The 13,600-nt window shown below is 41.3% G+C and carries 14 protein-coding genes; 8 read left to right on the top strand and 6 right to left on the bottom strand.

Going from position 1 to position 13,600, the window contains the following annotated elements; all coding sequences use genetic code 11:
• Positions 1-82 precede the first annotated feature (82 nt).
• The 4 genes from BGP76_RS11935 (at position 83) to hpf (ending at position 2,779) form a co-directional block, all read left to right on the top strand.
• Positions 83-1,249 (top strand): acyl-CoA dehydrogenase family protein, encoded by a 1,167-nt coding sequence (locus BGP76_RS11935; protein WP_119844826.1) that lies wholly within the window; start codon positions 83-85, stop codon positions 1,247-1,249.
• A gap of 73 nt (positions 1,250-1,322) precedes the next feature.
• A complete protein-coding gene (gene rpsU / locus BGP76_RS11930) occupies positions 1,323-1,517 on the top strand; it encodes a 30S ribosomal protein S21 (RefSeq protein ID WP_073122250.1) in 195 nt (64 codons plus the stop codon).
• Between the two features lie 64 nt (positions 1,518-1,581).
• On the top strand, positions 1,582-2,451 hold the full coding sequence (locus BGP76_RS11925; protein ID WP_119844825.1) for a tyrosine-type recombinase/integrase: 870 nt from the start codon (positions 1,582-1,584) through the stop codon (positions 2,449-2,451).
• Between the two features lie 28 nt (positions 2,452-2,479).
• Positions 2,480-2,779, top strand: a complete 300-nt coding sequence (gene hpf, locus BGP76_RS11920; RefSeq protein ID WP_073122245.1) for a ribosome hibernation-promoting factor, HPF/YfiA family — start codon at positions 2,480-2,482, stop codon at positions 2,777-2,779.
• Between the two features lie 78 nt (positions 2,780-2,857).
• Here hpf and BGP76_RS11915 read toward each other — a convergent pair whose 3' ends face one another.
• The 3 genes from BGP76_RS11915 to BGP76_RS11905 form a co-directional block, all read right to left on the bottom strand.
• Positions 2,858-5,284, bottom strand: a complete 2,427-nt coding sequence (locus BGP76_RS11915) for an outer membrane beta-barrel family protein (protein ID WP_119844824.1) — start codon at positions 5,282-5,284, stop codon at positions 2,858-2,860.
• 149 nt (positions 5,285-5,433) lie between these two features.
• Positions 5,434-6,702, bottom strand: coding sequence for a HAMP domain-containing sensor histidine kinase (locus BGP76_RS11910; RefSeq protein WP_119844823.1), 1,269 nt, complete (start codon positions 6,700-6,702; stop codon positions 5,434-5,436).
• Positions 6,699-7,379, bottom strand: a complete 681-nt coding sequence (locus tag BGP76_RS11905; RefSeq protein ID WP_073122237.1) for a response regulator transcription factor — start codon at positions 7,377-7,379, stop codon at positions 6,699-6,701. The genes BGP76_RS11910 and BGP76_RS11905 overlap by 4 nt, the downstream gene beginning before the upstream one ends.
• Positions 7,380-7,562: 183 nt before the next feature.
• On the opposite strand from BGP76_RS11905, the gene BGP76_RS11900 reads away from it, so the two are divergent.
• On the top strand, positions 7,563-7,850 hold the full coding sequence (locus BGP76_RS11900) for a septum formation initiator family protein (protein WP_119844989.1): 288 nt from the start codon (positions 7,563-7,565) through the stop codon (positions 7,848-7,850).
• A gap of 17 nt (positions 7,851-7,867) precedes the next feature.
• A complete protein-coding gene (locus tag BGP76_RS11895; RefSeq protein ID WP_158584262.1) occupies positions 7,868-8,425 on the top strand; it encodes a hypothetical protein in 558 nt (185 codons plus the stop codon).
• Between the two features lie 48 nt (positions 8,426-8,473).
• On the opposite strand, the gene BGP76_RS11890 is transcribed toward BGP76_RS11895, so the two are convergent.
• The 3 genes from BGP76_RS11890 to BGP76_RS11880 all read right to left on the bottom strand — a co-directional run bounded on the left by BGP76_RS11890 (position 8,474) and on the right by BGP76_RS11880 (position 12,635).
• Complete coding sequence (locus BGP76_RS11890; protein WP_119844821.1) at positions 8,474-10,345, bottom strand: hypothetical protein; 1,872 nt, start codon at positions 10,343-10,345, stop codon at positions 8,474-8,476.
• Between the two features lie 144 nt (positions 10,346-10,489).
• On the bottom strand, positions 10,490-11,503 hold the full coding sequence (locus BGP76_RS11885) for a hypothetical protein (RefSeq protein ID WP_119844820.1): 1,014 nt from the start codon (positions 11,501-11,503) through the stop codon (positions 10,490-10,492).
• A gap of 67 nt (positions 11,504-11,570) precedes the next feature.
• Entirely contained in the window at positions 11,571-12,635 is a 1,065-nt protein-coding gene (locus tag BGP76_RS11880) for a hypothetical protein (protein WP_119844819.1), read from the bottom strand.
• Positions 12,636-12,740: 105 nt separating this feature from the next.
• On the opposite strand from BGP76_RS11880, the gene BGP76_RS11875 reads away from it, so the two are divergent.
• Both BGP76_RS11875 and BGP76_RS11870 read left to right on the top strand, forming a co-directional pair.
• Entirely contained in the window at positions 12,741-13,070 is a 330-nt protein-coding gene (locus tag BGP76_RS11875) for a helix-turn-helix transcriptional regulator (protein ID WP_073122223.1), read from the top strand.
• Between the two features lie 50 nt (positions 13,071-13,120).
• Positions 13,121-13,594, top strand: coding sequence for a DUF6428 family protein (locus BGP76_RS11870; RefSeq protein ID WP_073122220.1), 474 nt, complete (start codon positions 13,121-13,123; stop codon positions 13,592-13,594).
• The last annotated feature ends 6 nt before the right edge of the window (positions 13,595-13,600 follow it).

Here is a 13,600-nt window from a genome sequence, read left to right as displayed (position 1 = left end):
TAAAAATCTCACATGCGTATTTTTATTATTGCGGATAATGTTTTAATAATTGTGTTTAACAACTGATAATCAATTAAATAAAATGATAAAAAATAGCGAAAATACGCAAAACATCTCTATTCAAAACTGTGAGTTGATTGCAGATATGATTAAAAATTTTGCTGAAAAGGAGATTAAACCGCAGTTCATGCAATGGGATGAGACTCAGGAGTTCCCTATTGACTTGTTTAGGAAGCTAGGTGAAATGGGTATGATGGGGGTTCTTGTACCAGAAGAGTATGGAGGTTCAGGTTTTGGTTATCATGAGTATGTGACAGTGGTTTCGGAGATAGCAAAGATTGACGGTTCTATTGGTTTATCCGTTGCTGCACATAATTCGCTTTGTACGGGGCATATCTTACAGTTTGGGAGTGAGGGACAAAAGCAACGATGGTTGCCCAAACTTGCGTCAGGAGAATGGATAGGTGCATGGGGCTTGACAGAGCCTAATACAGGTTCTGATGCAGGTAATATGAAGACAGTTGCGAGAAAGGATGGCGACCATTGGGTGATCAATGGTACGAAAAATTTTATCACCCATGGGATTAGTGGTGATTTGGCAGTAGTGATGACAAGGACTGGTGAAGCTGGTGATTCACATGGTATGACAGCCTTTGTGGTGGAGCGAGGGACGCCTGGCTTTTCTGGAGGTAAAAAAGAGAATAAATTGGGGATGCGAGCATCAGAGACTGCTGAAATGATTTTTGATGATTGTAGAGTGCCTGAGGAGAATATATTGGGAGAAGTTGGAGAAGGGTTTGTGCAAGCTTTGAAGATTCTTGATGGGGGGCGTGTTTCTATTGCAGCATTAGGGCTTGGGATAGCTCAGGGGGCATTAGACGCGGCTGTTGCATATGCACAGGAGCGGAAGCAGTTCAATCAAGAGATTGCTAAGTTTCAGGGGGTTTCGTTTAAGATAGCGGACATGGCGACTCAGGTGATGGCGTCAAGACTATTGATCAAGCAGGCTGCTGAACTGAAAAACCAAGGCAAAAGTGTAAATAGAGAATCTGCGATGGCAAAGCTTCATTCGTCAGAAACTGCTGTTTCTGTAGCCAATGACGCTGTTCAGATTTTTGGAGGCTATGGTTATGTTAAAGATTTTCCAGTCGAAAAATTCTACAGAGATGCTAAATTGTGTACGATAGGGGAGGGGACTTCAGAGATTCAGAAGTTAGTGATATCTCGTACTTTGTTTGATAAAATTTAATTAATACTAGAGGGAGTCTTGGTAAAGTCTGAATTGAATCATAAATTTGCGCTCCTTTAGAAAACAAGATATTATGTTAATTATAAACGTTAAAGAGAACGAATCAATTGATAAGGCTTTGAAAAGATTCAAAAAGAAGTTTGAAAAAACGGGTGTTTTGAAAGAATTGAGGTCTAGAGCATACTTTGAAAAGCCTTCTATTACAGAGAGAACGCAAAAGATCAGAGCTGCTTACAAGCAGAAAATGTTCGCTGACGAAAACTACTAGTCTTTGTAGTTTTTCTGGATGGTTTTTGATAAGTTAGTATAACCTTCATGTCAAGGTTATACTAATGATAGAACCTTTTATAAAACACCTTCTTAACGAAAAGCGGTACAGCATTCATACTGTACAATCATATGAAATTGACATCAATCAATTTCATGCTTTTTTAGAAGATCTTAACGAAACGCTAGAAACTGCTAATCCAAAGCTTTTGCGAACTTGGATAGTTTCTCTCATTGAAGCTGATATTAAGCCCCGATCAGTTAACAGGAAGATTGCATCCCTGCGAACTTTCTATAAATTCCTTATAAAACGAGAAGTAGTTGCCCAGAATCCTGTAGTAGGGATACGTCCGCTCAAAATACCTAAGCCTCTACCAGAGTTTATTCAAAAAATTGAAATGAATAACATGTTGGATCAGATGGTGTTTGAAGATAACTTCTCAGGCCAAAGAGACCGTTTGGTACTTGAGTTACTTTATGGTACCGGTATTAGATTGTCCGAATTGATAGGCTTAAAGGTTGCGGATGTTAATTTGTATGTTGCTACCATTAAGGTTTTAGGAAAAAGAAATAAAGAGCGTATTATTCCTCTGTCAGTTGACAACACCTCTATCATCAAAACGTATAATAAGCATAAGCAAGAAGCTGGTTTTGATAGTCCATTTTTGTTAGTGACAGATGCTGGTAAGCCATGCTATCCTATGTTGATCAATAGGATAGTGAAGCGATACCTCGGGTTGATATCAAAAACAAATAAGAAAAGCCCTCATGTGCTAAGACATACTTTTGCGACGCATATGTTAGATAATGGGGCAGACTTGAATGCGGTCAAGGATTTGCTGGGACATGCAAGTCTTGCTGCTACTCAAGTCTATACTCATAACTCTTTGGAGAAGCTAAAATCGACCTTCGATCAGGCGCATCCAAAGGCATAAATCAATTGTTTAATTAAAATTTAATCTTATGAAATTACAGATGCATTCCATTCATTTTGACGCAGATCAAAAATTGGTAAACTTCATCCAAAAGAAGGCTGACAAGTTGGAAACATTTTATGACCGTATCATTGATGGTGAGGTTATCATGAAAGTGGAGAACGCAGATTCGAGAGATAATAAGACAATAGAGATTAAGGTTAATATACCTGGGACACAGTTATTTGCTAAGAGACAATCTAAGTCTTTTGAGGCAGGGACAGATGAGGTGATAGAATCACTGAGACGTCAACTGAAAAAGAGAAAGGAAAAGATGGCGGCTCACTAAGTCGTATTACATATTAAGAATATAAAAAAAGCCGAAGTGAGAACTTCGGCTTTTTTTATATCTAATCAATTGGGCGATTTATAGTTCTCCATCGTTATTATTGTTTTGACTGTTGTCTTGCTTATCTTCTCTGCTTTTCTTCTGATTAAGACGGTAGGTAAAGCTGAGAATAAACTGTCTCGATCTCCATTGAAACACCGAGCTGGACTCAAAACCTGTATCGGCAGACTCGTTTCGGTACTTTCTAGTGTTGAACAAGTCTTGTACACTGGCTGTGAGTGTGGCTTTGCCATCGAAGAAGTCACGAGTAGCGCCTAAGTCAACGGTGTAGAATGCCAGTCTCTTTCCCTGAGTGGTGTTCTGCGGTCCTCTGTAGTTCAGGTTGGCCTGAAAATCAATATCTTGAGGAAGGTCAAACTTTGTGTTGACCCGGGCACTGTAGGAGCGAGCATCTGCATCGAATGACTCGCCTCTCGCTTCCCCTGCTGTGATTCGCCTGAAAAAATTGAAGTCACCATTCATTGTCCACCAATCGGTGAAGTCCTGCGATACATTGATCTCAAAACCATAGGCATCTTCAGTCGCTAGATTGTAGAGCTTAGAGTGCATCACGCCATCGTCATCCGGATTGGGGCTGGGGAAAGTCAAACGATCAATCTCATCGGTTGTATGATTGTAGTATATCCCTCCATAGAAAGAACCCGTTTCCCAATTATGGAGATACCCTAGTTCATAGGAGTCTGTCAATTCAGGGTTTAAGTCAGGGTTTCCAAAGCGTAGGTTTCTATAGTCGCTAAACCCACTAATAGGATTAAGGTTGCGGAAACTGGGTCTACGTAGACGCCGTGAGTAACTCAATTGTACATTTTGATTTTCGTTCATTTCGTAGGTGAAATGCCCGGAGGGGAAATAGTTGACATATTTTTTTGTGTTCGTGTCATCAAGTATTTCAGATTCAAGTGTTGTCTCAATGTTGGTGGCTTCTACCCGTAAGCCGAGTTGATAAGAAATCTTGCCGAATTTATTGCCATAAATAGCGTAGGCGGCATAGATGTTTTCTTGGTATTCAAAATCGTTGGACAAACTATCTTCTCTGACCCATATTTCGTTTTCTAGACTTTCGATTAGATAGTCATTTCGGATGTTTCTTAGTGAAGTTCGAATGCCGAGCTCAAATTTTCCGGTTTCTGAAAAGGGATGAATATAGTCTACCTGTGCTAGTTGAGTTTTCTCCCCTTCGTCGTTTCTCACCTTTTGGATCACATCGCTATCTGGTTTAGTCGATACCTGATCGATGTCTGACTGCTCTAATTCGCTATTGTCACGGTATTGTAGATATGCTGTTAGTTTATGATCCTCGTGATCAGAGAAAGTTTTTTCATAATTAAGGGAGGTTTCGATTAGACTTTCGTCTTCTTGCTCAGTATCATCCCTATTCGTAATGTAGCGTAGCGAATCGTAGACGTCAAAATCATGGTAGATTAGTGTAGTATTATTGGTTTCGTCTCCTACATTATAAATTCCTGTGAGGGTGAGCTTGTTATTGTCGTTGATGAAATAATCTGCACCCACTCTATAGTTTTGAGAGATGCCTCCCCGATCATGGTCGCGACGGCTATCGGTAGCGTAAGTGGTGTCTGTCTCATAGTAAGTCGTGTATGATTCTCCATAGCCGTTGTAGCGGCGGTAGCTGAGGCCTGCTCCGGCGAAGAAGTTGAACTTGCCTGACCGGTAGTTGATACTGGCATTGGGTCTGATCAGGTCAGGGTATCCAGCGTCTAGTCCGAATGTCCCGTTCAGGCCTTTTTGTGCATCTTCTTTTAGTACTATATTGATGATGCCGCCCGTGCCTTCTGCATCGTAGCGTGCCGATGGATTGGTGATCACTTCTACTCGTTCGATCATATTGCCTTGTAGCATGCGGAGTGCATCTTGACTACTCATGCCAGCCATGCCTGAGGGCTTTCCATTGATTAGGATGTTGACATTGTCATTGCCCCGGAGAGAAACGTTGCCTTCTACATCTACTTGTACAGAAGGGAGATTGTCCAGTATGTCGGAAGCATTTTTTCCGATATTACTTATATTTTCATTTACATTAAAGGTCTTTTTATCGAGTGAAAATTCGACTTGTTCTTTCCTGCCTTGAACTACTACTTCTTCCAATTCTTGGCTGTCGACTGTCAGCATAATGTCTCCTAGGTTGATATCTGAGTTGCTGACTATGAAATTGATGTTTTTGGTTTCGTAGGAGATGAATTTTACTTCCAAATAATAAGAACCAGGTTTTACTTGAAGCTGGAAGGTACCTGATTCTTGTGTGATTTGTCCATCGACTAACTCGTTAGTGGTTTTGTCATGAATAGAAGCAGTAGCATATGCCAAAGGTTCTTTTGATGAAGCATCAATTATTTTGCCTCTGACTTGGTACTCAGTGGCAGCAATGGACCAGTTCGGGATAGAAAATAAGATGGTGGTGAATACAGCAAGGAATAATGCTTTCATGTGTTCGATAATCGTACGTTTTAAATGTTTTCATCACAAAGATAGAATGCAAATCTGTGTAGAATTTGAAGTTTTACATGAGTGGGTAGACAGCCTTGGATACAAACGAAAGACTCCCAGTCATGTATATAAGATAGTGAATAGGGTGATTAGGATAGCTCAATGGTGATTTCGTGTTGTTTTAGACTCTGATCAAAGGAATAATCAAATCCATAGTTAGATAAATCACAGATCTTTTTGATGATAGATAGACCTAAACCGATAGAATCGTTGTTAGAGCTGTCTTTTTTGAACCGTTGCATGAGTATCTCTGTCGTGGCGTGTAGATCGTATCCTGAGTTGGCTATTTTGAGTTTAGTATGGCTTAGCGATATCGTGATATTGCCGGCAGTTGATAGGTTGTGTTTGATGGCATTTTGGAGAAGGTTGGTGAGTAGGATTTCGATTAGTACAGGGTCGTTTTGGATGACTGTGTCAGTTGCTAATTCTGTTTCGATATGGATGTGTCGTAGTTCAAATATGTCGGCGTTTTCTTCACAGATATGTCGGATCATATGACTGAGCTGGATGTCTGCAATATGGTTGAACTCCTTGTTTTCTATCCGGCTAAGAGTGACCAGAGATTGTTGAATCTTAGAGACCTTGTTAAGCGCCTTTTGGGACTGAATTGTCCAATCGATTTGTTGTTCGGACAGCTCACTGTTTTGCATCAGGAGGTCGAGTTTTCCTGATGCAATAGCGAGTGGTGTACGGATCTCGTGTGCTATATTTTCGGAGAATTCTTTGAGGTTATTATAGTCTGTGACTGTTCGGTGCGTCATGTTCTCTATGAAGTCATTGAGTTTTTTGAACTCTGAAGTGCTGGCGGGTTCAGTTACGATTGGTGTAGAGGTTTGGACATTGAAGTTCTGAATAAGTTTTAGTGCTTTGTGAAAGGGTTGAAGGAGCCATTTAGATACGAAAAAGCTGTAAATCAGGGAGAATAGAATTAATGCTATAGATACGACTAGCGTAGCTTTGAAAGTTCCATAAAAGGTGTCGAGCGGTTCGATTACTGATTCGTAGATTTGGAAATGGTACCAGTTTTGGTTGATTTGAACTGTTTTTTTGATCTTTCGGTGGTGAATTATTGCCTTGGAAGGCCCGTGATAGGCTGTGGTGTCCTTGAATGCTCTCGAATGGTGCATGTCTGCACTGTCTACTATGAGTGAAATTTGTACGCGCTGATCGGTAAGGGAATCATAAGGGATTCCTTTTTCAATGAATTTGGAGAGTCTGCCTACTTCTCCATTGAGCTCATAATCGGTTTCTTTATCAATTAACTGGGTGAAGGTAATATAGTAGAAGACCCCTCCCAGAGAAAGAACAACTAAACTAAGTAGCAAGTAGAATAGCGTAAGTTTTTGAACGAGTTTCATGCGTCAATTGCGTATTTATATCCAGAGCCATAGACTGTCTGTATGAAGTCATTGCCACCTGCGGAGATGATTTTTTTTCGAAGATTTTTGATGTGTTGATAGACAAAGTCCAAAGAACCTAGCGTGTCTGTGAAATCTCCCCAAAGATGCTCGGCGATCGCTAGTTTGGTTATGATTCGGTTCTTGTTGGCATAGATGTAGAGTAGTAGGTCATATTCCTTCTTTGTTAGTGGGATTAGGGTGTTGTTGATACAGACTTCTTGTTTGTCTGTGTCTATGGTGATGTTACCGATCTGTAGTTTTTGATTGCCGCCCAGCGTGTTTCGTCTGTAGAGTGCTTTGAGTCGAGCGATTAACTCTGTCATGAAATATGGCTTAGTAATGTAGTCATCTGCACCAAGGTTGAGCCCTTCTACTTTGTCATCCAACTCATTTTTGGCGGATGCAATGAGGATGCTGATGTTGATATTTCTCGACTTGACAAACTGGATAATCTCAATACCATCTCCATCTGGTAACATTCTGTCTAGAATTAGAATGTCGTATTCGAATGCAACGAGCCGGTCTTGACAGGCTTGAATAGACGTAGCACACTCACAGAGAATACCTTCATTTTGGAGGTAGGTGAGGATGTTGTTTTGCAAATCAACGTTGTCTTCGGTCAGAAGTACTTTCATTCAAATAGAGGGTTGATGAAGGACAAATAAAACATTAGATTTTGAATTTTGTCTGAAGCTAATCAATAATGGAGATTTTATCACTTGATAAGTCGGGTGGGGAGCGACGAGTAGTGAAGTGCATAATGGGTGTAGCAAAAGATACTGATATTGGTTAATTTAGTGCCATAAAAGATAATGCCCATGAAACAACACATCAAGGTTACCAAGAACTTTTACTTCATCGTCACGGTGGTTTTTCTGGTATGGATGCTGTTTTTTGATTCCAATGATTTTTATTCCCAATATCAACTAAAAAGTAAGGTCGAAGAACTCGAAGATCAAAAAGCTTACTATCAGAAGAAGATTGAGCGTACGGAAGCAGACCGTGAGGCACTCCTCAATGATGATGAACTGTTGGAGAAGTTTGCTCGTGAAAAGTATTTCATGAAGAAGGATGGAGAGGATGTTTTCGTAGTAATAGAAGAGTGATGTTACAAGTAATAGATATGAAGAAATTAGTAGTGGTCAGCCTGTTTTTCGCTTTGATGACTGGTGTGGCAATGGGGCAATCACGCAATGGCTATACGATAGAAGGGGATAAACGTGGTAACCAAAACCGTGAGTGGATGGATAAAGTCTATGTTGGTGGAGGTATAGGGTCGCTGTTTTTTAGTGATCGTGAGACAAATGTAGGCGTGTCTGTATTGACGGGGTATAGGTGGACCGAAAAACTCAATACTGGTGTAGGTTTGACCTATCAATATTATAAATGGAAGCCAACTAATACGAATTACAATGACTATGGAGTCAATGTGTTTGCTCAGTACGCGATCTACCCGCCATTCTTTCTGATGGCGCAGTATGAATACCTAAATCTAGATTATGTCGAAGAGCGAAGAGGATATGATGCTTTTTTTGTGGGAGGAGGGTATTCTCAGAATATTGGTGGGAAAGCGGCTATTAATTTTTACGCACTCTATAATGTGACCTATCGTACGGGTCGAGACAATGGACGCTATGCTTCTCCCTGGTCTATAGGGATGAATATCATGGTAGGCTTCTAATAAATTGACCACTGGTTTGTGCCAGCAGTCAATTTGTTTTTCGTATCCTTATATTTTTGTCAAATCCAGGAATAGCAGTCCTTCTGGTTTTTTGCCCTGTGCTTTTGCTTTTTTGCGTTGCTGCTGTGTTTTCTTTTTGATGTAGTTTAGACTCTTGTATTTGCTATAGTAACTCTTGAAGTTTAGCTTGTCTTGCACCATCCACTGTTCATAGGTGGATAGGTTGTCTCTAAACTCTTTGTTTTCCAGGTTGGGGCTGTTAGGTCCATCGATGCGGTACTCATTGAGTAGTGCTAGTATGTACATGAGTTTTTGCTGGAGGATAAATGTTTGCTCACGGATCGACCCGAATTTGGGTAGGTCGTTGAATCCAAATGCGTTGATACCAGTGGTGATAGCAGCCATGATACCGACGAAGGGCACTAACTCACTGGCTGTAGATCCGTCATCAAAGACGTTACCACTAGCGGTATAAACAGCCAAAAACATAGAAGTCACGGATAAACCTTTTTTGAGGCTCTGGACTTTGTTTTCTCTGTCTTCCATTTCGTTGTTGATTTGAGAGAGTAGCTCTATCAATTGCACTGCATCGTCTCTGTAGTCTAGATAGGTTTCGTAGGTTACTTCGGTGTTTTCTCGGTGCTCTACAGTGATGGTAAATGCTTTCTGATCTACATAGCCATGTGGGTCTCTAACCACTAGTAGCATGTCGAATTTTTTGGGTTGCATCTCTACTCCTACCACTTCAAAACCAGGAGTCCATTGAATGGATAATAGGTTGTTTTCAAAATCCCATACCATGTTTTCGGGAGCACCGATGATGTCTATTTCCAATTCAGAAAACTGATCATTTCCATCTTGAATAAAGACTTTCTTGTTTAGAGTAATACCTTCTCTGATCTGTTCGTTTTGCAGGTTTAGGATTTTTGGGGGCTCGTTTCGGATACTTTTTCTGATGAGAAATGTCTTGGAGATGGTGTTTGGGTTTTCAGGCCCTTTCTCTGTTACTTCTACCGTTACTTTCATAGGGAAGAAGCTTCTCAGTCTTCGGATTTCGTCCCCGTTGATTTTCCATGTGAATAGCCCTTTTTCAGACAATCTCGGATTACCGATTTTGCTGGGGATGATTAGCTCATAGAGTAGTGAGTCATGATCCATATCATCTGCTGATAGATCTATCGACAGGGCCTCATTTTCTGCGACGTAGTATTCATCCAAAACAGGGAATTTGAAATAGGGCAGGTGATTGTTGCTACTTAGGGCAAACATGAGCACTTCCTTGGTGACGTTATGGTATTCGTCAGTAGCGATCAGTGTGAGACGATAGTATTTCTGTTGGATTTGCAGTGCATCTGGAGACCACTCTATGTTGAGGTGATGTCCTTGGCTCTTGATGACGACATTGTCGAGAGACTTTAGCTCAGGATTTTCATTGAAATAATAGTCTAATACGGCGCCAGTAGAGTCTGCACTATAGGGTAGATAGGCCGAAGCATATAGGTGGAAATCCGAGGCGGGGTTGATTTTGTAGACGCCATTTTGGAGAACAGCATTGCTTTTGATCGTAATCTGCGGAGCAGAAGAGGGCTGAGTGATAATGATGAATATGGACTGTGCATCTACCAATCTCTCTTCGAGATATAGATGTACTTCGACGATGGCGTTGTTTTTAGCATAATGATTTGGGATGTCCCAAAAAAAGTTGCCAGACTGGTCGAGTGTAGCACCTTCGGGCGCTTTGATCAATCTGATACGACCATAGTCAAGTGTTTTCCCTATTTGGAACTTTATTTTTTCTCCTCTTTGTGCTTGAATGAAGCTCTGGTCTATCGAGAGTTTGAGACTGTCATTGGCTTGACCAAAAGAGAATTGAGAGAATAGGCACAGGGAGAGAAGGACGAGTAATCTAGTTCTTAACATATATGTCGCAAATGATGTTTTTAGCTATATTTAGTTGCTTTCGAGATCGTGACAAGAAAAAAGTATGCCATTTTCAGTACTACAGGTGTGTTTTTTTAGTTGGGGTTGATTGTAGAATTAGGTTAGATAGATCGTGGTATATGATTAGGTGTTGAGCCATTTCCAGAATTTTTGAAGTGCATTTCCTTCTACTTTTTCTGGTTTATGTTTCTTGATTTTTGCTTTCTTTTTGGCTGGAGTATTGGTAGGGCTGGTTTTGACTTGGGATTGGTAGTATTGTTTTTTTGCTTCTTTTTCTTGCCGCAATTGACGCGCCTTTTTTCTTTGCTCTTCTTTCTCTTTGCGTCTTCTTTCTGCTTCTACTTTGTTGACAGGGTTGGGTTTGTGCGATTTTTTGTTTCGGCGAGGGTTGTGTTTTTGGGTTCTTTCACGTTTTGGCCCGCTGGTGTACACGATGGCATTAGGATCTAGCGGTTTAGATTCTTTCTCTTTTTTCTCTTGAGCTTTTTGCTCGGGCGTTTTGGGTTGTGGTAGATCGATTTTTCCCTTGATGGTGAGCCCTTGGAGCGTTTGAGCTTTTGGAGCCTTGATGATTTTGACAGATTTGTCCAATGCCAGTAGCTCGGCTCTGGCTTCTATTAATGTACCATCCTCAGCTTCTATGGGTTGATATTCTGGCTCTGGCTCTGCCGAAACTGACTCTTCTGTGATTGGGTCTATTGCTTCTTCTGGCTGTGTGTCGGGTTCATCGATCGCTTCTTTCGCTTGGACTTCTTCCACATCTGCGGTCGTAGTAGATTCGTCCATTTCGTCAGGTATTTCTTCTGCTTCCAGTACTGTTTCGGTGGGCAATATTTCGTCCTCTAGTTCCATTTCTACTTCATTGACCGTAGAACTATCGGTTTCAGGAGCGACAGCTTCTTCCAGGATGATTGTTTCGGTCGTATCTACAGGAGATTCTTCTAGGACAGGCTCTTCTTCTGTAATAGGGGCTTCTTCAGGTTCTTGGTAGTCAAATGCCTCTTGGACTAGCTCGATGGTTTCGTCCGTTAGCTTAGAATTAGTCCCCTGAGGTGTGTCAATCGATCTTTCGGATAGGAAATCCGCCAATTGATTGGGGGTGATTTTGATCTTTCTAGCTAAGGAACTCAGTCTCATACTTTAATACTTAGGCGTGTTTAGGTCGCAAATATAATGGTCAGAAAAAAAAATCAAGTGAATTATGTTAAGTAGTATCAAAAGATGATAAAAAAGTGGGATGTTTTTTTAGGTGTTTTAGCTGATTTGTCGTCAGCTGGTTAGGTTTTACGATAATCGAAATGGGAATTGCCTTTTGGAGTTTGCTGATTAGACCCTTGTTGATGTTGTTGATTTGCTTTGTTAGGTCGGATTTGTCATCGACTAAAAACATAGCAGTATAAAGCCCGAATCGAGCGAGTAAGGTTTCGATGAGTTGTATTAGATATTGCTCATTATCATCTGGACTGTAGATATAGTCTACTGCAAGGAACCGAAATTGTTGATTGAGTAACCGGTTGAAGACCGGGATTCTACTACCAATATTGAGCAGAATTTTGCCCAATGAACTAGGTAAGCTGTGAATCTTCCATTGTTCTGGGTTGGCTTGTAGTCCAGCCAATATCTTTCCGTCCGAATCCCGTAGGACAAAGTAGTTGTCTTGATAGAAAAGATTGTCTTCCGTGTAGAAGTTATAGTTCTGATAGTGAGTGCTGAGTAGTTTTCGTAGCAGTGGCTGAGTCTCGGGAGTCACTTGCTCTGGTAAGCATCGCTCTCGGGGGAAGAGTCTTCCTATCATTTGGGTCCGAAAGCTACCTATTGTCTCAAAACCAAACTCCTCGCAGAGTAGCGCCGACCTTGCATTGTTGGGGTCTACATAGGCATAGAATAGGTTGGGCGTATGACTGGCGTGAGCAAATGCCGTCCCGGTTAGTAATTCGTGTACTTCTTGTTTGAGTAGGCTGTTCTTTTTGCGTCCATTGGGCAGTCTTTTGGCGACTCTGAGTTGATCTAGGAATGAAAAGTAGCGAACATAGTAGCTAGTGAGTGGTGTTTGGTCTATCCTCGTTTCGCGTTCACAAAAACAACATACGCCCAGTAGACGATCTCCTTTTACCAGTTCAGCAAAGTGGGGTCGAGGAAGTTGACTGAGTTTTTGATCAGTGGAGAGCTGCTGGTAGACAGGTGACTGTCCCGCTGTGCCGATCACATTGGTACTGAGCATCTGTCTGATGCGTGGGCTGACTGCTTTGCTTAGATATAAAATCGACATTTTCATAGGTCGTCTGTTCGACAAATCTAAGGCAAGTCGAAAGGAGGAGAAGAAATCATGCTCAATAAGTTTGTGTAAATCGATAATGTATTCTAATATCGCTATATGGGAACAACAAAGACCGAAGGTTTCGAATCACGCATCACTGAGATGGCAGATATACTCAAGGCACTGGGGCATCCTGCTAGACTGGCCATCATGGAGTATCTAGCTAAGAGTCCTTCATGCATATGTAATGATATCGTCGGGGAGTTGCCGCTGGCACAGCCTACGATCTCTCGACACTTGTCAGAGTTGAAAAGGGTTGGATTGATCAAAGGGAGCATTGAGGGAAAGAATATTTGCTACTGTATCGATGAGCAGACGTGGATGCGTGTCAAGGGAGCTTTGGCAGAGATATCAGAGATATTGACTGTAAATAAAAACTGCTGTTAAAATTTTTTGTTTAACCCTATTCTAATATTGCAATATAAAAAGCTATAAATATGAAACTATCAGAAATGAAATTAGCATTGAAGGGACTGGATCAAGTCGTATTCAAATTGCCAAACGGTGAGATAGTGCCAGAGCACTTTCATGTGACAGAAGTAGGAGGGATTCATAAGAAATTCATTGACTGTGGAGGGACGATTAGAGAAGAGCAGGTGGTCAACTTCCAACTGTGGCATGCTGACGACCATGACCACAGGTTGAGCGCTTCTAAACTCGTGAATATTATATCCTTGTCAGAGGAGAAGCTAGGAATAGAAGACTGGGAGATAGAGGTAGAGTATCAGTCAGATAGCATCGGTAAGTATGGCCTGAGCGTAGTAGATGGCGAATTTGTCCTCACGACCAAGCAAACCGCTTGCCTTGCAGAGGATGCATGTGGTATTCCTGCCCAAAAGCCGAGGATAAAAATGTCAACACTACAATCAGAAAACGAAAACAGCTGCGCTCCTGGATCAGGATGTTGCTAATATTAT

This window comes from Reichenbachiella sp. MSK19-1, from assembly GCF_003590315.1.
In the GTDB taxonomy this organism is placed as follows: domain Bacteria; phylum Bacteroidota; class Bacteroidia; order Cytophagales; family Cyclobacteriaceae; genus Reichenbachiella; species Reichenbachiella agariperforans.
Note: the sequence above shows the minus strand (reverse complement) of the source record. Positions and strands in the feature narration are given on the sequence as shown.